This window comes from Desulfuribacillus alkaliarsenatis, assembly GCF_001730225.1.
Lineage (GTDB): Bacteria > Bacillota > Bacilli > Desulfuribacillales > Desulfuribacillaceae > Desulfuribacillus > Desulfuribacillus alkaliarsenatis.
In genome coordinates this window covers 1-21,689 of sequence record NZ_MIJE01000033.1, presented here as the reverse complement: position 1 = coordinate 21,689, position 21,689 = coordinate 1, and the positions used below count along the sequence as shown (strand labels likewise).

23 protein-coding genes are annotated in these 21,689 nt (G+C 34.6%); all 23 read right to left on the bottom strand.

From position 1 onward, the window contains the following. Nucleotides 1-672: a class II aldolase/adducin family protein gene (locus tag BHF68_RS11980; RefSeq protein ID WP_141706283.1), complete on the bottom strand. Its 672-nt coding sequence runs from the start codon at nucleotides 670-672 to the stop codon at nucleotides 1-3. A gap of 23 nt (nucleotides 673-695) precedes the next feature. Further along, the gene (gene mtnA, locus BHF68_RS11975; protein ID WP_069643905.1) at nucleotides 696-1,736 is read right to left on the bottom strand and encodes an S-methyl-5-thioribose-1-phosphate isomerase; all 1,041 of its coding nucleotides are present in this window, start codon (nucleotides 1,734-1,736) and stop codon (nucleotides 696-698) included. A 25-nt stretch (nucleotides 1,737-1,761) separates the two neighbouring features. After that, entirely contained in the window at nucleotides 1,762-2,562 is an 801-nt protein-coding gene (gene mtnP, locus BHF68_RS11970) for an S-methyl-5'-thioadenosine phosphorylase (RefSeq protein ID WP_245669673.1), read from the bottom strand. Between the two features lie 92 nt (nucleotides 2,563-2,654). Continuing rightward, complete coding sequence (locus BHF68_RS11965; protein WP_069643904.1) at nucleotides 2,655-3,539, bottom strand: ComEC/Rec2 family competence protein; 885 nt, start codon at nucleotides 3,537-3,539, stop codon at nucleotides 2,655-2,657. Nucleotides 3,540-3,609: 70 nt separating this feature from the next. Next, the gene (locus BHF68_RS11960) at nucleotides 3,610-6,336 is read right to left on the bottom strand and encodes a helicase C-terminal domain-containing protein (RefSeq protein ID WP_069643903.1); all 2,727 of its coding nucleotides are present in this window, start codon (nucleotides 6,334-6,336) and stop codon (nucleotides 3,610-3,612) included. Nucleotides 6,337-6,392: 56 nt separating this feature from the next. Beyond that, nucleotides 6,393-7,856, bottom strand: coding sequence for a tetratricopeptide repeat protein (locus tag BHF68_RS11955; RefSeq protein WP_069643902.1), 1,464 nt, complete (start codon nucleotides 7,854-7,856; stop codon nucleotides 6,393-6,395). A gap of 78 nt (nucleotides 7,857-7,934) precedes the next feature. Then, complete coding sequence (locus BHF68_RS11950; protein ID WP_069643901.1) at nucleotides 7,935-8,576, bottom strand: CvfB family protein; 642 nt, start codon at nucleotides 8,574-8,576, stop codon at nucleotides 7,935-7,937. A gap of 79 nt (nucleotides 8,577-8,655) precedes the next feature. Then, the gene (locus BHF68_RS11945) at nucleotides 8,656-9,861 is read right to left on the bottom strand and encodes a B12-binding domain-containing radical SAM protein (RefSeq protein WP_084019408.1); all 1,206 of its coding nucleotides are present in this window, start codon (nucleotides 9,859-9,861) and stop codon (nucleotides 8,656-8,658) included. Nucleotides 9,862-10,002: 141 nt separating this feature from the next. Next, a complete protein-coding gene (locus BHF68_RS11940; protein ID WP_069643899.1) occupies nucleotides 10,003-11,016 on the bottom strand; it encodes a hypothetical protein in 1,014 nt (337 codons plus the stop codon). 29 nt (nucleotides 11,017-11,045) lie between these two features. Beyond that, a complete protein-coding gene (locus BHF68_RS11935; protein WP_069643898.1) occupies nucleotides 11,046-12,458 on the bottom strand; it encodes a DUF4179 domain-containing protein in 1,413 nt (470 codons plus the stop codon). 39 nt (nucleotides 12,459-12,497) lie between these two features. Next, the gene (locus BHF68_RS11930) at nucleotides 12,498-12,800 is read right to left on the bottom strand and encodes a hypothetical protein (protein ID WP_069643897.1); all 303 of its coding nucleotides are present in this window, start codon (nucleotides 12,798-12,800) and stop codon (nucleotides 12,498-12,500) included. Between the two features lie 51 nt (nucleotides 12,801-12,851). Then, nucleotides 12,852-13,304 carry a hypothetical protein gene (locus BHF68_RS11925; protein WP_069643896.1) on the bottom strand — a complete coding sequence of 151 codons (453 nt, stop codon included), beginning with the start codon at nucleotides 13,302-13,304 and terminating at the stop codon, nucleotides 12,852-12,854. Between the two features lie 120 nt (nucleotides 13,305-13,424). Further along, nucleotides 13,425-13,931 carry a hypothetical protein gene (locus BHF68_RS11920; protein WP_069643895.1) on the bottom strand — a complete coding sequence of 169 codons (507 nt, stop codon included), beginning with the start codon at nucleotides 13,929-13,931 and terminating at the stop codon, nucleotides 13,425-13,427. Nucleotides 13,932-14,209: 278 nt separating this feature from the next. Continuing rightward, nucleotides 14,210-15,058 carry a site-specific integrase gene (locus BHF68_RS11915; RefSeq protein ID WP_069643894.1) on the bottom strand — a complete coding sequence of 283 codons (849 nt, stop codon included), beginning with the start codon at nucleotides 15,056-15,058 and terminating at the stop codon, nucleotides 14,210-14,212. A 455-nt stretch (nucleotides 15,059-15,513) separates the two neighbouring features. After that, the gene (locus BHF68_RS11910; RefSeq protein ID WP_069643893.1) at nucleotides 15,514-15,903 is read right to left on the bottom strand and encodes a hypothetical protein; all 390 of its coding nucleotides are present in this window, start codon (nucleotides 15,901-15,903) and stop codon (nucleotides 15,514-15,516) included. Nucleotides 15,904-15,976: 73 nt separating this feature from the next. Continuing rightward, entirely contained in the window at nucleotides 15,977-16,132 is a 156-nt protein-coding gene (locus BHF68_RS15410) for a hypothetical protein (protein WP_176719934.1), read from the bottom strand. Between the two features lie 369 nt (nucleotides 16,133-16,501). Further along, nucleotides 16,502-16,630 (bottom strand): hypothetical protein, encoded by a 129-nt coding sequence (locus tag BHF68_RS15710; RefSeq protein WP_301553638.1) that lies wholly within the window; start codon nucleotides 16,628-16,630, stop codon nucleotides 16,502-16,504. A gap of 21 nt (nucleotides 16,631-16,651) precedes the next feature. Further along, on the bottom strand, nucleotides 16,652-17,449 hold the full coding sequence (locus tag BHF68_RS11905) for a Shedu anti-phage system protein SduA domain-containing protein (protein ID WP_069643892.1): 798 nt from the start codon (nucleotides 17,447-17,449) through the stop codon (nucleotides 16,652-16,654). 141 nt (nucleotides 17,450-17,590) lie between these two features. Next, nucleotides 17,591-18,937: a group II intron reverse transcriptase/maturase gene (ltrA, locus tag BHF68_RS11900; protein ID WP_069643891.1), complete on the bottom strand. Its 1,347-nt coding sequence runs from the start codon at nucleotides 18,935-18,937 to the stop codon at nucleotides 17,591-17,593. Further along, entirely contained in the window at nucleotides 18,925-19,122 is a 198-nt protein-coding gene (locus tag BHF68_RS11895; RefSeq protein ID WP_069643890.1) for a hypothetical protein, read from the bottom strand. Before BHF68_RS11895 ends, ltrA begins: the two co-directional genes overlap by 13 nt. 477 nt (nucleotides 19,123-19,599) lie before the next feature. Next, a complete protein-coding gene (locus BHF68_RS11890) occupies nucleotides 19,600-20,229 on the bottom strand; it encodes a hypothetical protein (RefSeq protein ID WP_069643889.1) in 630 nt (209 codons plus the stop codon). 205 nt (nucleotides 20,230-20,434) lie between these two features. Further along, nucleotides 20,435-20,755 carry a retropepsin-like aspartic protease gene (locus tag BHF68_RS11885; protein WP_218070361.1) on the bottom strand — a complete coding sequence of 107 codons (321 nt, stop codon included), beginning with the start codon at nucleotides 20,753-20,755 and terminating at the stop codon, nucleotides 20,435-20,437. A gap of 74 nt (nucleotides 20,756-20,829) precedes the next feature. After that, complete coding sequence (locus BHF68_RS11880; RefSeq protein ID WP_069643887.1) at nucleotides 20,830-21,084, bottom strand: hypothetical protein; 255 nt, start codon at nucleotides 21,082-21,084, stop codon at nucleotides 20,830-20,832. Nucleotides 21,085-21,689 lie beyond the last annotated feature (605 nt).

Below are 21,689 nucleotides of genomic sequence, written 5' to 3'. Positions count from 1 at the left end.
CTAACCTGCTCCCTCCATATCATGTTTACTATATGATTCCAAATAGCCTTTACGCATAATGCTTACATCTTCTTCGCTCAATATATTAGGAGTACCAATCGCCTTTGCAATAAAATGTATCTGGGCAGCTTTTTCCACGACTAAGCATACCTTAAACGCTTCGTGTACAGTCCTGCCAACACCTACAAAACCGTGATTTGCCATTAAAGCTCCGTATTTATCCTGCATAACCCGTAATACATCGTTACCTAATTCAGGGGTGCCAGGAAGATGATATGGAGCTACAGGTATTTCTCCACCAGCAATTTGCACCATATCTTCGATAATTGGAGGAATTGCCTCACGGATAACTGAAAATGCACTCGCATATATACTATGAGTATGCATAACGCCATGAATGTCTTTGCGATTTTTCAATAAAGCAAGGTGTAAAAGCTTTTCTGATGATGGCTCGTATTTTCCATATATTTTTTTACCGTCCATATCGATGACAGGAAGTTCGTTAAATGTAAGGTTTTTATAATCAACACCTGATGGCGTAATTACTATTAGATTATCATTATCTACCTTAGCACTTACATTGCCCCATGTAGAGGCAACTAGCTTGCTTTCAATCATATCATGAACGGAGTTAAGCACAGCTTTTTGGGCTTGTTCAATATTCCTATACACGTTAATCTCCTTGTTTAGTACATTTAAATTTTATTAAAAAATGACTTCATAGCCTCAAGTGAAGGGTTTTTAATGATACCTTTTTCTGTAATAATTGCAGTTATATTCGAATTAGGTGTCACGTCAAAGGCTGGGTGGTATGCTACAGCGTCCTTTGGAGCGATATAAGCATCAAAAATTTTAATAACTTCATCTACTCCACGTTCCTCTATTTCTATATCGTCACCATGATCTATATTTAAATCAATTGTCGATATAGGTGCAGCTACATAAAACGGAATATTGTGTTCTTTCGCAAGTACAGACAGACTGTAGGTTCCAATTTTATTCGCCACGTCACCATTCCCAGCAACACGGTCAGCACCAACAATAACACAATCAACCTTGCCTTGTTTCATTAAGAAGCCAGCCATATTATCTGTAACTAGAGTAACAGGTATATTGTCTTTCATAAGTTCAAATGTTGTTAGCCTAGAACCCTGTAGAAACGGTCTAGTTTCCCCTGCGTACACATGTATATTTTTTCCCTGTTCATGTGCATTACGTATTACTCCAAGGGCAGTTCCGTAATCAACTGTTGCTAATGCCCCAGCATTACAATGAGTATAGATTTGAGCGTTATCAGGAATCAAGTTACCACCGTGTTTGCCGATGCTCTTATTTATAATAATATCTTCTTCGGCAATGTTTTCAGCTTCCCTGACAAGTTTTTCAACGAGCTCTGGTACTGTGCACTGCTCACGATTTTCATTAACGACCCGTTTCATGCGCTCTATCGCCCAAAACAAATTAACAGCAGTAGGTCTAGTTTTTGCTAATATATCAGCAGCATTGTCAAAATTACTTTGGAACTCATCTATTGCACTATTACGATACTTCAATGCAGCTAAAGCTAGTCCAAATGCAGCAGTTGCTCCAATGGCTGGGGCGCCCCTAACCACCATAGTTTTGATAGCTGTCGCTACATCATTATAATCGCTATATTCAATCCATTGTTCTTGCTCTGGTAGTAGAAGCTGGTTTACTAATTTCAGTCTACGGTTTTCCCACTTCATTGGTCGCATTTATAATTCCCCCATAAATATAGAATCAGAATTTTCCAAGCTCGGCAGCAGCATATTTGCATTTGCAGTTTCTTTCATTATCTTCATTTCCTATGATTGCCTTCAATAAATCCCGTAAGAGCTTATTGTTATTCGACATAACCTCACTTACTTCTTTATGGGTTAATAATGTTTCAGAGATACCAGCACCGTAATTGGTAACCGTTGCTATTGTAGCATAACAAAGTTCTTTTTCACGAGCCAGAATTACCTCTGGTACATTTGTCATTCCGACTACATCAGCACCCCAGTTTGCAAAAAGAGCAATTTCTGCTGGAGTTTCAAAGCGAGGTCCTTCCGTACATATGTATGTTCCTGTTGCGTGGTATGGTATTTTTAATTTATTGCATTGTGAAATAATTTTATCTCTTAGTTCTAGGCAATAGGGATCTGTTAAATCAACATGAGCAACTCCCTCTTCCCCATCAAAAAACGTATACTTTCGTTTTTTTGTAAAATCAATAAATTGATCTAAAATTACTAAATCTCCTGGTTTCAACTCTTTTCTTAAAGAGCCGACGGCTGCTGTCGCGTATATTTTTTTTGCTTGTAATTTATATATTGCTTCAATATTTGCCCTATAATTAATTTTATGTGGAGGTGTCGTATGACCTTTGCCGTGACGGCTTATAAAAGCGACTTTCTTTCCTTCATAACTACCTATCGTTACAGCTACACAGCCATACTTAGTATTTAGTAAGATCTGCTCAATATCACTAAGTAGCTCAGGGTCGTATACCCCTGTTCCACCAATAATTGCAATGTCTGCTCGTGCAAGGTTGTCCAAGTTATCATCTCCCTCAAAAAAATAAGCCCAAATAGGCTTTAGGTTCATTAAATCAGTCAAATATTAAAAAGTCAAGTTGCGACTAAGTGTTTCTAATAATTATTTAGATGGGTATTTACTTCAAATGATTCACCATCAAGTTGTACTAAAATAGTACCTTTCACATCGTTTCTATACACATCTATCCAAGATTCAGTTAAGCGCTCAATCACACCATATGACGGGCGGCTATTATCTTCAGTGTCCCCTCCTAAAATTATAGCAACCTGTGGATTGACAGCTTTTAAAAATTCATCACTACTCGTCAAGCTTTGTCCGTGGTTACCAACTTTGAGAATTAGTGATTTTAGATTTTCTTTATATTTTGCTATAAGTTTTTCTTCAATTTCAAAATTTGCATCTGACATCATTAAGATAGAAGACTCTTTATATTTGAACTTTAATACCATTGGATGCTCATAAAAAGCATAAACGTCTAAATCATCATCTAATGTAAGTTTTTTATTTTCTGGAAGCAAGACAACATTTTTAGATTCCACTAGTAATTTTCGGATATCTGGTTCAAACAAGCCTATTCCTGGCTCCTTGCATATTAATGTGCTATGGATGTTATATTTTTTTTGTAATTCTGGAAAAGCCCCAATATGGTCTGGTTCGTTTGTGGTCAGAAATAGATAGTCTATATTTTCTATCTTAAGCTCCTTAAGAATAAAGTCTAGCTTTTTAAAATGCTCATCATCCCCTGTATCGACAAGTATTACTTTGTTATTAGGTGTTATTAAAATCGTAGCTTCACTTCTACCTAAATCCAAAAAATAACTTTTTAGTTTTGACTTTTGTTCATTATTTGTATCGTTTTTAGTATGTCTTTCTATATATTTACCTTCGGTTGGTGTTACATTATTCAACCATATAGATACTGATAAAATAAATAAAACTAGTGTTACTGCAGTTGTGAAATACCAGAAGCGAAGCATAGAATCAATCCTTTTTCATATTTTACAGTTACGTCCTTAGGAATAAGGATTATTATATATAATTATGCTATTATGATTGATTCCATTCACTAATTTCATTAAACAGTTCATTTTCAGAAACTGCTCTAACAGTAGGACCTGGTAAAGCTTTAATAAAAAAGCTACCGTACTTACTATCGATAACCCGCCGATCAAAAATTACTACAATTCCCCTGTCTGTTTTAGTTCTAATTAAACGTCCAAAGCCTTGTTTGAATCTTATAATAGCTTCTGGTAAAGCATATTCCATAAAAGAGTTTTTCTGCTCTTTCTCCAATTGCTCAGTTCGCGCCTCAACAATAGGCATATTAGGTGGCCAAAATGGTAGCTTAATTATAAATAAGTTCGTCAAAGCATCCCCTGGCATATCCACCCCTTCCCAAAAGGAATTACTACCAAGCAGGATGGCTTTTTTCGATTCAAAAAACTCTTCAAGTAACTTTGAACGATTGTTGCTATCGATATTTTGTGCTAGCACTTTTATGTCAGTTGTTGCTAAACCCTGTTTCAGATTGCTATGAAAGCTAGCAAGCATTCGATTAGAAGTAAATAGCAACAATGTTTTGCCATCTGTTATACTTAAAAGCTTGATAATAAGCTTGCAGGCATTGTTAATAAAGACTCCCTCATCTTTAATTGATGGAATATTAGTTGGTATACATACTAGGCATTGCTCTTTATAATCAAATGGTGAGTCTAGTTCAAGTGACATAACCCTTTCACTGATTACATCTAATCCAAACTTTTTCATAGCATATTTAAAAGAGCCTCGGATAGCTAGGGTTGCAGATGTTAGAATACATGATGACTTTTTATCAAATAACTTCTCGTTTAGAATTTCACCAATATATATTGGAACAGCATTAAAACATAGTTTTTTATAGGAATGATTAGAACCTATTTCAAACCAATACACGTATTTATCATCTTCATGCTTACTAAAGAAAAACTGCAAATCTTTTTCAAACTGCTGAAGCAGCCTCTTCTGCATTAGTACGTTATTTACATATTCGCTTAGCTGATAATCAAGCTCATCATAGTTGTGAATAGCTTTTTCAAGGTCTTCCATTAGCGTATTAATTAGCTTTAGTTGAGTGGTAACATTTGAAAACAAGTCCTGCTTTGTAAAATCTGTCCTCAATTTTGTTGTAAAGCGGATGCTTTCGTTATATTCATATTGTTCCTTCTGGTGGCTGAGTATCCACTGGCGAACCTCAAGCATGCAATCATCGAATGCTAGCGTAAGCTCCATAGTTTGTTTGATTAACTGATTGAGGATTTCTAATATGTCACCATACTCAACATTTCCCTGCGTTAATAGCAATCTAATGTAATCCATAGCTTTCGGCAAAGCACCATTCTTAATATCCCGATATAAATAAGTTAGGCATTGCTTGATATCATGGTATTGTATCCTTGTTCCAAGATGTTTAGTTGCTTCATTTTCAAGGTGATGGGCTTCATCAAAGACAATATGCTTATAGGCAGGTAGTATTTGATGATCCGTTTTAATATCAGAAAAGACCAGTGAATGATTGGTGATAATTAGATTTGCATGGTTTGCTTTTTCTTTAGCAAAGTGATAATAACAATAAGAAAAGCAATAACATTTTTTATTTAAGCAAGTTTCTGAATCGCTACTGATTTGCTGCCAGTCTTTATTATCCTTTAGCTGTAGCTCTTCCCCTTCGCCAGTCTCAGTTTTACATAACCATACAATGATTGTAGCAAGTAAATCGCTTTTCTTCGTTGAATTACCTTTGTCGTTTGCTAACTGGTTAATTAACTTGCGTAGACAAAGATAACGACCCCTACCTTTAAATATAGCTACATTAAAAGGAATCTTATATATTTTTTGCAGTAATGGTATATCCCTCTCAAATATTTGCTTCTGTAGCAAAACCGTATTGGTAGCTACAACAACTCTTTTTTCGTTAGTAAGGCTAAAATATAGGAGCGGTAATAAATATGCTAATGTTTTACCCGTTCCTGTACCCGCTTCTACTAATAGATGTTTGTTTTCCTTTAGTGCAGTATGAACATGTTCCAGCATTTTTTGCTGTTGCGGTCGTGCTTCAAAATCATTAAGTATCTTTTCTCGATTGGGATTTTGAAAAAAGTTTAGCAAATCATTTAACCCTATATTGTGTTCTTCTACCTCTGTTATTACCTTCTTCTTTAAGACCAACTGAGAGAAGGCAACGGAGTCACTTGCTAGGGTCGTTGCACCCAATTCTTGCATTTTTTCATTTTCAATATTTAGCAAATATCCTTTAATAGCTATATCTTCTATTGAATTATAGACTTCAATTAGTTTTTGAATCACTAATATCGGTAGTTCCTTCAAATAGTTGTATTGATGCCAAAAAATTTGCACCATTAACTCTAAGTGACTTAAATGCTGCTCCCCAGTGTTTGTTGAGTTCGTAAACACAGGTAAGGTCCGTCTTAAATCTAAGTATAGACCATTAAAGTGATTATAGCCTGATGATTCCAGTATGCTATTAAGCAATGGCAACTGTTCATCGGCAGAGTAAAAAACCACAATACTGTTGTCTAGCAATGGTAAAACCTCTGCTAAATAGGCATCAGTATTACTATCATCAATTATAAATTCATGTATCCCTAAGTTAGCAGCGCTTACATCAGTAATCTTTGTATTTTCTATAGAAACATAGCCGATGCTCTTCGTGATTTTGTCTTCGATAAGAAGCTCGTTTATGTACATTATGATATATCGTTCATATAAGTTGCTCATGTATATCCCCTGATTGAGTATTTTCTCTAATAATAACATAAAAACAACCTATGAAATTACGTTATAGGTTGTTTTTCTTTATTTGTTATTTTATCTAAAACCTGAATATAAAAATTTGATTCTGTTAGATATGGTGCAATCCGCAATGAGGCTTTAAAGCTATTCAACGATTTATTGTAGTTTTTGCGCTGTAACCAATAATAGCCGAGGTGATATGCTAAAACTCCTAGTTCATGCTTTGTATAGGTGTCTTTAATTGCTTTTAATAAGTATTCTTTTGCATTATTGTAACTATCGGATTCATTGGCTAACTTAGCAAAACCAATTTTTGAGTATATGTTCTTAATATTACATTTTTCTATCTGCTTAAAGCAGATGTTTGCTTGAGTTTTTTTATTTGCGTGTAGATAGACCCAACCTAATGAGAATAAATAAGATTCATTTTTCCGATCCAATACAATAGCCCTTTTAATTGCAATAACCGCTTTATTGTGTTCATTATTATATAAATGTATCCAACCCATGCGATGATATAACTCTGCTTCCTTTGGGAATAGTTCCAACAAATTTTCATAAACACCTGATGCCATAGATGTTTGATTAGTTATTTCGTAAGCTTTACCTAATGTTAAGCCCACCTCTATCCGATTTGATAGCTGAAAGGCAATCTTTAAATTTTTTATTGCTTGATTAAAGTCCATTAAAAACATATTGCATTTGCCTAATAAGAAATATAGCTCCCAGTCCTTAGGATTTAACTTAATGCCTTTCAGGAATATCGATTTTGCTTTTGCATAATTTTGCTGATTATAATACGATGCTCCAAGATTAAAATAAATGTTTTTAAAGTTCTCATCTATATGTATTACCTCTTGGAAGTACTGTTGGGCCAGCTCATATTTTTTCAGTTGGGCATATACACATCCTAAAGCATGATTCGCTAGTGTGATATATGGATTTCCTTCTTCGGCAAAAAGAAGCGATTTCTTCAACTCTTCCTCTGCTTCATTAAACTTACCTAGACTTAAATAGCATAATCCCAGATATACGCGTGCCATCATAAAATTTGGATCATTATTGACAGTTTCTTTGAAATATTCAATGCTGTTTTCAAACATTAGCAGCTCAAAATATCCAATACCTTTTCTAAAAGTTGTAACAGCTTCTTCATCAGCTACCCAAAAAATCTGCTTTGTTTTTTGTTCATTATCAGGTAATTCATTTTCCTTAGTATCTATCTTAAGATTCGAAGTGTCACCATTTGGCGCAACTTCTTTATTTGTTTTATATTCAGTTTCAGCAGCTTTCTCCTGTTTCATTGAGAGGTTATATTCCTGATCTAATATATCTATATACTCCTGGAGAATTAACCACTGCTTATATATGTCATCACCTTGAGTCTGGACATTTCGTAGCTCATCAATAATTATATTCTTTTCTTTCATAGATGCTGTATCTAATTGTTCATGTAACTCAACTAGCTTCTCGAATAATTCATCAAAATATTTATAAGAAGACAAAAAGCTCACCCCACCAAACTATTATTACCTCAGTTTTTGTAGGATGAGCATGCTTTATACATAATGAAATTGTTTGATTTAATTTTTCCAGGTTAACTCAATACCATCATCAGTAATTTTGATGGCACCCTCTTTTAAGAGCCTGCCAGCAGCCCTTTTAAAAGCAGCTTTACTAATATTTAATTCTGCTTTTATTTCTTCAGGAGCGCTTTTATCATTGATTGAGAGCTTTCCATCACGTTGCTTTAGTAGCTCCATAATCTTTTGTGCATCACTCTCGATTTCATTGTGTGCCTGTTTTCTCAAGCTTAACTCTAATTTACCATCTTCCCTTACGCTTTTAATCCTAACCTCAATCTTGTCACCTATTGCAAAGTTGCCATATAACTCTTTATTGAGAACTAAACCGTGGTATATATCATCAACAGCTACAAAAACTCCTAGATCTCTATTTATGTTATATACAGTTCCCTGCGCTACATCATTTTTTTTGTATGGTGATTCAGTGCTTAATAAATCATATAGATACATTGTTGCACACAACTCGTCGGTATCTTCGTTAACATATAAGCCTACTAAGCATACATCTCCATTTTTAAGGTCAGTAGTTTGTTCTCTTATTGGTAAGAAAAGGTCATTGCCTGGTTCCCATTCCAAAAATGCCCCGCTTCTTGTAGTGTTTTTTACTCTTAGTTTATGTATTTTATTAGTTTCGTTCATGGTATACCTCTTTTTCAAATAATTTTTAATCTTACGGTTAGTATAATCTTAACTTTATAGCTTAACAAGCTTGTTTACATTATTCGACTCTTGTTTTGCTCTGAAACCTTTTATATGCTTTCATATAACCTAAATTCATTATTAAGTTGTATATGATATTTACACGTGACTTGGATAATCTCCTCACAATGCTTCTCCACGAATAAAACTTACCACGAAAACTATTATAACCTTCAAGTAACTCCGAACTAGTTAACTGCTTAGGTTCAAAACTGACTCTGGTTTTCCCATTATAATATGACCAATCAACGTCAAGAAGTCTGCAGTCCTTTTCCAAAGCATCATATAAACTAGTACCAGGAAACGGAGTTAGAATACTAGCAGTTACGCCATCTACACCTATCGATTCACAAAATTCTAGGGCATCGTCAAAAACAGCCATTGTGTCTGAATCAAAACCAAACACGACACCTGCTTGCACACTTATGCCATTACTATGTATTAGTTCTACTATTTTCGGATACTGCTCTATTATATTAAAACTTTTATTTGCGTCCTTTAAACCCTCTTTTGAAAAGGACTCTAATCCCAGAAATAAGTACAGGCAACCAGCTTTTTTTGCCATGCATAATAGCTCTTCGTCCTTACAGCTTTGAGCTGTTACCTGAGCTGCCCATTTTTTCTTTAATGGTTTTAGCATTTTCAATAGTTTCTTTGTATACTCAGCATCAGCAAAAAAATTATCATCCCAAAAGACGAAATGTTTATTGGGAATATTTTTTATATCTTCAATAACTTCCTCGACAGGTCTTTTTCGAAAATGATGACAATATATTTTTTTGAGGCAACAATAGCTGCAATTGTGTGGGCATCCTCTAGTAGCAAAAACTGCTCCACTAGTAAACTTGTGGCCGACGATTAAATCACGCCTAGGCAATGGTAAATCTTTTAAGTCAGGAGTATTTTTACACTCATAAACTTCCTCTGGCTTTCCTTCAAGAAAGTCTGTTAAAAAAGAAGGCCAAGTTTCTTCTGCTTCACCAACGAATATGGTATTAGCATGTTTACTTGCTTCTTCAGGTAGAAGCGTAATATGAGGTCCACCTAATACAACCCAAGATCCCAGGTCTTGGAACTTTTTTGCTATCCTGTATACATGTGGAGCATTAGGAGTATTTACAGTTACTGCAACTACATCAAACTTTTCAAAGGGAATTTGTTGTGAGTATTCATCTATTAATATTATTTCAAAAGAAGATGGTACAAAGCCAGCTAAATAAGGCATCGTTAATTGTGTAAAGTTGTTAAACTGATGAACACGGTGTCGATTTATTTCTTCATTTTCTGGAGTTATCAGAAGTAACGTAGGTATTTAAATCACTCCTAGGTATGCTAGTGCATTAGTATTCATTGATATACCTCTATATTATATATCACGTTCAATTAACGAACCTATATCAATTAAACGCCACTCTTTATCATGTTGTGTTATATAAAAGCTTTGTTCTGCAATCGCATTAAAGTCACTACTATATAAATTACCAAACAAAATTTTCTTCTCAAATACATCTTTATAACCTAAATGTCTATCTTGATAATAAATTTCCGATGTTCTAGTCAATGACCACATATTGTGATTTATTTGTCCCCATGGGAAATCCTGAATATCTGGGTGTATTAATGCTTTTGCACTATTAATATCATCACTGTAAACAGCAGCACTGATAAACTCACTTATAGTATTTTCAGGAGTAAAGCTATATTGTTCAGGGGGCCTATTGAAATAGTTATATTTTTTGGTTAACCATTGAGGTTGTATTTTTATCTGATGTGTTTCATCAGTTATTTTGTCAAGTATCCTAATGATTAACTGTTCATTACTATCTGGGTCATAACCATTAACAAAGAACCTGTCTCTAGAATGAAATGCGAATATATTACTGCTCATAAAGCGTTTTAATCCAGTTTGTCTCCCTGTAAGAAAATACCCTGTCTGTTCAACAACTACATCAGCACTTATTATATTATACAAACTTTCCACATCATCGTTTATAGGAACATATAACCCATTAAGAGTCATGATTTTACCAGGTACATCTTTATTCGTACTCAATTCAAAATTATAGGGTTTATTATAAAACCAAAACACTTTACCTACTGTCATATGAAATCTCTTTGGTGTTATTGGTAATAGCTTGTTGAAAAAAAAATCTACTTTTGGATTATCTAAATCGAACTTTCTATCAAAATTATGTAATTCTATACTGTGAATGAAAACAATACCATCGCTTGTTTCGAACCTCTCTCCGATAGGGAATTTCTTAATTGTTACAACATGCTGATTATAATAGTATAAGGAAATTGCCCCCCAAACCAGTAAAAATAAAAGTACTATGGCCATTATTATTTTAGCTATGGAGCTTTTCAAGAGTCTTGTCACCGTTATCTCTCCCTATACTTATATAATCTCTAATTCTCAACTTTCACTTCCCAAGTCACATCAGGAACGAACATTACTTCATCGAATTGTAAGACAAAAGAAACTGTATCTTCTGGCAGAGCAGGAAAGTAGAGTATTTGATATTTTTCATATTCCTTGTAATTGTCTATAAAGGAGCGCATTGTTTCGATATACCTATTTCTATATTCCTCAACATCGTATCCTTCGCTATATTGTGCCATCATATTGTATTCCTCGATTGTTAATTCTAGTTCGTCATAGGCTGGCATCCACAGCTCCATTCTTTCTAATTCGTAGCGATTACCTTGATTATCAAGTATATAGGCTTCCCTCATCTCTCCTAGCATTCCGTATTGGTAACGTAGTTTAATTGAGGTTTTATCTCCAATTGCAACTTCATCTAACGTCACAGTTGTTCCAGCTTTTTCATATGAAGCTGTCTGCCAACCACTAGCACCCATCTCTATTTGAAATAGGACTGGTTCCTTAGATTGTAGTAACGGGTGTTTTGCAATAATTTTCACTTCTTCATCTTCTTTTATAGGTGGAAACATAGCTTCTGAAGATCCACTTGAACGATCAGGTCTTAATATGTTCCCGCTCTCATCTTCGATATACACTACTTGGTTTTTCATTATGAACTCTGGATACGAACGAAACCCCAGTAACGGTGACGTCAATAACGGGAAAAACTGCTCATTTTCATATAGACTACTTCTAACCATTGTAAAATCAAGGTCATCCTCATAAATCAATATTTCTCTAAATACCCAGTTCAAATATGTTGCTGTACTTCCTAGTGTTAATTCAACTACTGTAAAGCCGATTCCTATTTCTTCTACTCGAAGCATTTCATATGTTACTATATCTCTTCCTTCAATATCTTCCATAAAATAGACAGGAGCTTCTATACTCCATTCCCCTTCAAGACCACCAAGGTTTTCAGCCTCAATTGTTATCTTCTTTATGTCTCTATCTAATGCCCGATTGAAAATAGTTATACTTGAATAACGTTCCTCTTGTTCACTATAACGACCATGGCTCATGGGGTGAGAAGTTAATTCATTTATTCTTACGTCTCCTGGTTTCATATAATGGTTATTATTGTCTGCACCTCTATTGGAATCATAGCTATTCTCTTGAAACTCATAGCTATAAATGATTATTGTTCTAATTGCATCTGCAATCACTTGATGTACAGTAAATTCAATTCCATTGTTAGTTACAGACTTATTTAGTAGTGGTGTCATTTCCATTCCTTTATTAAGACCAGAATCAGTTGCTAATAAATCCTCAAAACCAATATAATCTATAAGATCTGTTACTTCTGTTGCTGTTGGCGGATCTGGCATTCTTCCACACCCAGTAATAGTAATAGCTAATATACAAATAATGACCACTATTTTTCTTATATTACGCAAACTATCGCCTCCGTTGTTGTATAAATATCCTAATAATTCTTAGTTCAATAATAGATGAAGTATTGGAGGCGACAAGAGTAGAACGATAGAACATATTATTAAAATAATGGATATTCTCTTAGGTAGTTTTTCTATTCCTTTACCTTTATACCATCCGCTAAATTGCAGTTTATTCCTATATAAAACAAAAATAAGGATAAACACACCGATTATCGAAGTCCAGCCATATTTATTTGTATCTATACCAAGCTTTGAATATATGTAATCAGGAATATAACCTAATATTGTTGCTAGTATTGCAAAAATTAATATAATTCGAAGTAATTCTAAAACTACTCTCATTTTATGGCCTCTTTCTTAAATAGTTTTTGGATTGCTGGATAATTAGCTTTATTATCTATTCATCATGTAGAGTTCTAGTTTATCTTTAAAACTTTTAACATTTACTGCTTCTCCCATTAATTTAGCTTCATTGTCTAAGATTATAATTGTTATTCTTATTCCATAAATTTTTTTGAACCAGCTTTTTGTATCAACTATAACCTTTGTATCATCTTCTGATATAATTGCATAATTTTCTTTTTTTGCTACTTGTAAAATTTCATGTTTTTCAATACCTGATATTTTTTCTGTTATATTCCTACTATGATAAATAAATGATAAAGTAAATAGCACCAATGTTATTAAAATTGAAGGATTTGTTATTAAATCTATGAACCTTATATTTATAGAACTAGTGATGATAGAGCCTATCAAAAAATCTACTACGAATATAAATACTAAATATATAAGAAGTATTTTTAGCAACCTAAATAATTGTTTCTTTCTAATAGGATTAATACTCATAATTGTTCAGCACCTTTTTGCGTATTACTTCACTTTGCATTGTTTTTTTATGTTTAATGTAAGTAGATAGTAAAATACAATATCTTTGAACTAGTTCAGAGGCTGCTAGGACGGCAGCCCCTAAAAATCCCAATATATTTCTACCTCAATAGCTTTTCCATTCACTGGATTAACCATATAATGTAAGGTTTTTTCTTCACTCTCTATATTAATCGAATAATAGTAAAACCTATTATTTAGATATATTTTTTGATGTTCACCAACAACTGGAACAGTGCTCTTTCCTGTTGAGTAATTAACGAACTCTATATTAGACGAATATTTATTGCTTATTATTTCTTTTCCTTCATAGTAAGTATGACTCGGCATGGTTATTAAAAGTATTACTGGTACTATTATGTATCCTAGTATCATTCTAATATCTTTATGACCTGATAACAAAGTGTTCGTTTTATACAACTGGTAAATGTATCGTGTATGAAATACTATTATTGGTATTATTAGCCCTAAGTTTGCCGTAATAATTATTCCCTTATAAAGCTTCAAATTAATAATAAAAGCTATTAAATTAACTACTAATGCCATAGATACTAATGATAGAAATAACAGAAATTTATTTTGTCTCATTTCGTCTCCTTCCCAATTTATTGATGTTGGAAGCCTTCAGATCCAAAGATTATACCTTTGTATTTTACTTTCCGTTCTTTTAATAGCTATTTAGAAATTCTCCTTAACCCGCGTCAAGACGGCGCGTTTTTTCGTCCGATTTCAGTTAACGTTCCGAGTATAGCCGAAGCGTCCAATCACATTCATTTTTCAAATTTTTGGCAATACTCTGTTATCGGATGGATGAGGCCCTCCGAAGCCAGAGCGCGACAGGACGTCGCACCCTTAATTAATCTAAATTAAAAACGGTTTAATATTGAAGTTTGCCGATTAAAAATATCTTCCGAGTTAATTACATGCTTTTCAATAGTCACAATTGATTCCAATGTAAGCTTACTTACTTCCCAAACATAATTCCCATTTGATAAAGCTTTCCTAATAAAAGTGCTGGATAATGTTGTGGGATTATGCTTTTTACCTAAAATTTGCGTTGTTAATCTACCAATATATGTACTGATATAATTTTGATCGTATGGAACAACTTTCTTCAAATTATCGTCATCTGTTAATGAATTAATGTATTCATGAACAATTAACTGTAATTCTGCTTTCAAAGGTAATACAACTTCACCTTCTTGTAATATCATAAGTTTGTAAACCCCTCTATCATAAATAAACTGTGAATTCACAATAGCTCCTATATACATTCTACTTAACCCTGTAAAAAGAAATAATCCTAAAATTAATCTTTCTTTTATATTGTTATCTCTACATACGATAAAATCTCTCAGTTTATCGTATTCTTCATCACTCAGTATTTTTTTAGGAGGACGTTGATATTCTGGTCTCGTCACTTGAGACATTAATTCCGGTGTCAGTTTTTTTAAATAAGTATAGTCAAAAAAACGTTTTAAGGAATTATAATGATTTAATTTCTCAGCATCACCAAATGGTAGCTTATTGATAAAGGTATTTATGTCATAATAAGTGATCGCATTGAGAGGTTTATCTTTATATTCTTGACTCATATAATCATTAAAGAACTTATTTATTCTTCCTTTGTAAAAGACAAGACTACTCTTCTTAATACCGTACGTTTGCTGTAATTCATCAATTAGTTCTTGTACCTCATCATAGAATTTATACATAAATAAACATCTCCACTCTAATTTTTTCTACTTGAAAAAATTCTCCGCCTCATCTTTCCGAGTCACCATAGAGCCAGTAGTCACCCACTGCCCCTGGCACAGAATCCTGGCGTGCGGAACTACCGCACCAGGCTCTTCAGTTTACCTTTATTGTCACCAATAAAAGCACAACACTCGATAATGATGGTTGGCTAGAACTTATCATGTAAGGACTTACACCTTACCAGTAATGCCAAGCTTTGCTTGGCGCACTAACGTCTTACAGTCCTGACGTCACTGAGCCTTACAGGCTTGCCCGAGGATTACTTATCGTACCAAAAAATAAACTTGCTCCATAACAATAAATAGGATGCTACCCAATTCAAGAACCATCACGTGCAGGAACTATACTCTTGAAACAATAATCAATTACTATTTACCCACATATATAGAGAAAACAATTCAATTTGTATTTATTATTCAGTTTTTTCTGAGAAAAATCGGTAATTTTCTCTCGGATAAACATATTCAACATTTTTTTTACCGTCAATTTTCCAAGATATTAAGAATTCAGGTCTCGTATCATTTAAAATAATTGATTCATATTTTTCTGAAATATATTTTTTACCCTGTTTTTCAACACTTAAAAATTCAACTGTATTGTCTGGACTTATTACAATAACCTCAACATCTGTCGGTTTTTTAAAGCCGAATATCTCAAACACTACTTCTCCAGTAAATAATTCAGTATCATTGTTATATGCATAGCTAAGTTGCGAAGATAACTTACCCCCAAACTGTGAATATATATACACCCCTAAAACTGCAATAATTGCTATTATTGTAACTATTCTTTTGATTTTCATTGTTTGCACATCCCTAACTTCATTGTACTTCTTTAACGCGCAGGATTAGATTGCTTGACTTAAATACCCTAATCTACTTGTTGTTTAGATGCTTTAACAGCTCAATAATTTCGTTATTTTGTTCGACTTGTTTTTCTGTGTTTCTTTTTAATTTAAGCATCCACCAAACAATAAAAATTATTGGTATGTATATAAAAAAAGGCATAATAACAGCAAGAAAAAAATCCACTTTTAACTACCTCCTCCAGTAACGTGTCGTCTTTCATATCATATGTGCAGTAACTCTATTACTCTTTTTAAAATCCCGCGCAGGACGCGCGGTGATTGCAGAGTCTGTTGCCTAACGTTCCGTGTATGCGGCGTTTCTGAGCTGTACCCTCAGTGATTACTTCTTTGCGGTGCTCCGCACCCAGCGAAGAAATGCGGTGCGGCAGTTGCTTCATGCTTGGCATCATTGCCATTCTGCATGTATACTAACTACCGCACCTTTACGCCATACATATTGTTATGTGGAGTCACTTTTCTTCATAGTAAACTCTAAGAAATATTTCAATACGTGATACCACTACGTTTCGTAGGTTTTTTAAATACTTAAATCTTATACTTGCCATTTCGTTTTATAAGCTTGTTTGTCCATCTCTATTATATCAATTGAGCGAACACGGTCATTCCATCTTTGAATTGAACAAGCCTCAAATAGACGTAATGCAAGTAATCTAGATGACACAAAAATTCCTCCATTATTTATTTAATATGATGGTTCCTCAATTAATCTTGATGCCTTATCTATTAGATTGTCATAATGTAAGAGATTGATGTTTTGTTGATTTCTTAAGCTCCTTTTGAGTATATATGTTTTTTCATTAAAGTTTTCTCTTCTTCCAACAACAATCGCATAATGAAACCTATTTGGTTCATATTTATAAAATTCATGAGACAATTCACCTTTACAACTTTTTAATAATGGTTCGTTAAATGCTGAATAATTACTATTTAACCAAATCTTCCAGTCCTCAATTTGATTAATCCCTTTTCTGATTGTTTCCCCAAAGTCTCCTGACTTAATTGTTATTCGACCATAAGGTGCCTCTAATTCTACTAGAATAAACTCGTATCCTCCAGAAGACTTCCCCACTAATAGATAATCTACTTTGTAGCTATTTCCTAGCTGAAATTCAGGAAATAAATATGCATCATGATGTCCAAATCTATACTCTTTCATTATAGATCCAATAACATGATATGCTTTTTCATTTTTTATAAAATTTAGAATTTCTTGTTCCTTTGCCCCATTGTTCTCTAGCAAATTTAAAAATTGTTTGTTTTTTCTTTCTAACTCTTTCTTATTCTGTAAATCTTCAATGTCAAGATAATTATTAGGAAACAAACTTGCATAATGCCTTCCAGCTTTAGGTTGCTCTCGGAAATAGGAGCTGTTATAAATTTTTATATTACCCAGCTTTTTAGTGTATTTCTCCATTACTCTGTCTATTTCTATTATTTCATCTTTTGAAATTTGATTATAATCTCTTTCATATAAGTTCATGCCTTTAACCCCTCTCTATTCAAAGTGATTTCACAGTCACCATAGAGCCAGTAGTCACCCACTGCCCCTGGCACAGAATCCTGGCGTGCGGAACTACCGCACCAGGCTCTTCAGTTGTATATCTCTACTTCCGCATCAGGCTTACATTTGAAATACCATCTGTCTGTTTATCGATTCTATAAACGGCTTTTGTAACGGATAACTTATTCTGAGTTTCTTATTGAATTCTTGCCAGTTAAAGCTTCTCCTTTGACTTCTTCTGTTCATCCACTTATACAACAGCTTTTTTACGATGGTGTCCATTTTTCTGAGCATCTTGTGATTTCCCATTATCCCATAATAATTGTAGTAGCCTCTTAGTTTTATGTTCAGGAGGTCTGTCAATTTTCTGAGTCTGCAGTTTCTATTTTCTTTAATCCACTGCTTTATTTTCTGGACAGATGTCTGGAATCTCTTTTTGCTTGTTGTGTGGGTTATTATGTCTTTGCCTTTTCGTGATACTCTCCAATTAAAGGTAAAGCCTAAAAAGTCAAAATCACCGTTTCTTTCTTTACTAAATCTACTGAATTTTATGAGCTTGGTTTTATCCTTTGCTAGTTCTAGCCCAAATTTGTTAAAGCGTTTCTCTAGGGCAATCATGAATCTTTCAGCGTCTTTTCGATATCTAAAGGCGCAAACAAAATCGTCTGCATACGCTAATAACATGCTTTCTCCTTCTAATTGCTTTTTGACTGCTTTTTCAAACCATTGGTCTAGAATGTAGTGAAGGTAGATGTTGGCTAGTATCGGACTGATTACTCCGCCTTGCGGTGTTCCTTGTTGGGGTTTTTCTATGATGTTTTCTTCTGTCATTATCCCTGCTTTGAGCCATTTTTTGATGAGTCTTATGAATGGCTTATCTGCTATGTCATTGGATAGCATGGCTATGAGGTAATCATGGTTTATGTTTTGAAAGTAGCCTTTGATGTCTGCTTCTACTATATAGCCGTATTTGCCGTGGTTTAGTTCTTTGCTTAGGTGCTTGACTGCGTCTTTTGCTCCTTTTCCTTTTCTGTAGCCGTATCTGAAATCTTGAAATTTGGGCTCATAAATGGCTTGTAGTATTTTGCTGCAGGTTGTTTGAAGCAGTTTGTCTCTTACTACTGGTATTCCTAGCGGTCTTTGTCCACCATCCGATTTGCTGATGTGCGTTCTTCTGATTAGGTTTGCCCGGTAGGTTCCCTTTTTCAGTTCTTTTTCCAGTAGGTTTAGTTCTTCTGGTAAGTTTGCTTCAAACGCTTTGGCACTTATTTTGTCGACTCCTTTTGCTGCTCTTTTGTTTATAAGTTGCCATGATTGACCAAGATTCCATTTGTTCAGTAGTCTGTATAGATTCTCAAACTTATGGTCTTTCTTGTATTTCGCCTTCTTTTCGATATCGTTCAGGGAGGTTTGCAAATGTTTTTCCAACCCTACTTGTCTGGCATTTGTTTCCTTTAAACGATGCATACTTCTGTTTCTCCCTTCCCCTTGTAGACGGCTCTCCCGCCCTCTGAGTAGTATGGAGAAATCCGACTTCTTATCACCTTTACATGGTCTTCTTTTTCGGTTGATTCATGCTTCTCTTTGAGTGGCGATAAGACCTCCCAAGTTCCTGACATTACTTTTTTTATACATACCATGTGCTTAGACACCGACAGACCCTCCAGAATCTCGCCATTTTCGATTCTTTTGTGTTGACTTCCATAACGTTAAATATGTCGTCGTCTGCATTTTTACCTATAATGATAGGTACTGCATTAACGGGGCTGAATGTGCTTCAGGGATGCGGTTCCCCTATGGTCTATATACTCTCTGTGTACGCTTTACCTTTATTGTCACCAATAACGGTACAACACTCGATAATGATGGTTGGCTAGACCTTATCATGTAAGGACTTACACCTTACCAGTAATGCCAAGCTTTGCTTGGCGCACTAACGTCCGCTTGTCTCCGACGTTTCTGAACCGTACTTACAGTGAATCTTCCTTCGTGGCGCGCTCGAAGCGCCCGGTGAAGAAATGTGGTACGGCAGTTGCTACATGTTTGTACTTCAGGTGCTTTACTCCATGTATCAAATAGCATCCGTACCCTTGCTGAGACATAGTGTTAGCGGTCGTTTTATTGATTAACTATCGTACACTATCCATTAATAATCCATCACTAATTATATTTCGATGTTGATCGCTTAGATTCGGAATGATTTCCTGCTCAATTATATTGTGTAATGTTTTTTCTCTATCTGCTATTTCTTTTATTACTTCTTCTGTTAGATGTTCTGATAAAACATTTAGGTCTAATTTAAGAGATTCCAATCTGCTTACGAATCTATTCATATCCCCTTCGTTTTTATGTACTAGTTGTGCAAATTCTTCATTTATTTCTATAGCTTCTAATAGATAATATCTGAAAATATAGTTTTGGAATTGTGTTTGGGGAATTAATTGTAAGTTTGATATTGAATATACCGTTTCTAAGGAAGCTGATAATCTGTTTAGGTAAGTTGCTTCATTATAAATATCATTTTCTTTCTTTTCTATAATCTCTATCCATTCTTCTATGCCTTTATTGGCTAAGCGTCCAGAATCTGCTGCAGCATTATACAAGTTGGTAACAAATCTATTAATTTGTACGCTTTTCTGTTGTTCCAATTTTTCCTGAGTATCATGGTACATATAAATAATAGTTATAGAAATTCCAATCGAAATTATAAGTAGAATACAGGTGATTTTTAAAAGGTTTTTATGTGTTTCGTCTTTCAAAAATAAAACCTCCCCTAAATGTCCGCTAACGGACGGGTATCATCGATGTTTCTGAGCTGTACTCTCAGTGAATACTTCTTTGCGGTGCTCCGCACCCAGCGAAGAAATATGGTGCGGCAGTTGCTTCATGCCTCTTCTACAAAGCATTGCTCCTTGTATCAAAATGCTTCCGCACCCTTGCGGTGATATTGTGTTATGCGGAGGCTCACCCTTCTTTGAGTCTGCTTTCAAAAAGTAACTTATCTAAATCAACTACTCCTCTTACTTTCATAAGAAAATCGGTTCCAATTATACCATCAATCTCAATACCATAATCCATTACACCTATATCTACGGTAAAGTCTTTAATCTGTAATCCATTCAATTCTATCGAATCTATTTTTTTCAAAAAAACGTATTCACTGCCACCTACTCCAGAAATCGTACCAACTGTATCATCAGCTTCAGCTATTAACCCTATTTCTTCAACTGTATCTAACTTGAAGATGGTACTAGCAGAACCAGTATCAATTAAAACGTTTTTCATTAATAAACTATGCCCTCTGTACCAAATTCTTAGTTGTACAAAGGGCAATTGATGATTTATGTTTAATGTTATTTTCATACTCTTATACCTAACCATTTCCGCTCAACTACGTGTAAATCTTGTTTGCTTGTATGCACAACATATAGTTCTCGATCAGGTGCGTTTTTATGAAGCTCTTTGTATTCTGTTAATGCTTCTTTACTGTCATTAAAGTAATTAACTACTGAGCTTTTGTTAATTATTCTTCTGCCATCTGTAGAGTAGGCATCAATGGCCTCTAACAAAACCCACTTATTTGGGTATTGTTGTCTAATGCTTTCCCATTTCAATTGAAGCACCTCCGATTGTCTTACATTATACCTGCTTGTCTATTATTATAACACTTATTGTCTATTATTGGTATTGTATCTCGGTGAGCTTTAGCATAACGTGGCGCGGGCTTTGCGACGTGCCTTCGCCAATGTTTTTGCAATTGGCGAAGGTATGTCCGCAAAGGTCGTTGATAGGCGATGTTGTGAGCGCTTTTGCGCGAACCGCCTATCAGCGGGCGTAAAGCCCGCGCCACGATAGGCAACATGGTGAGCGCAGCGAACTATGTTGCCTATCGTCTTGCAGTCCTGACGTCACTGAGCCTTACAGGCGCAGACCGAGGGTTAGATAACTCCTATCTTAGCCTCGGACAAGTCGACTTGTAAGATGTAGTTGTAGTCGTTATTTTCTATTGAGTCTCGGCCAATCTTGAATATATACTGCTATTGTATGTGGGCATAAATGTGCGCGCCGACAGGGAAGTCATTTTGACTAGATTCCCATAACCGAGACAGTAACCCATTGCTTTAAGTGTATATGTTTAGGCTGGTTGAGACTTTTTAGGATTCTCATTTCACATGCAAGGCTGTATCCTTAGAGCCTTTTTGGGTTCCACATCAATATA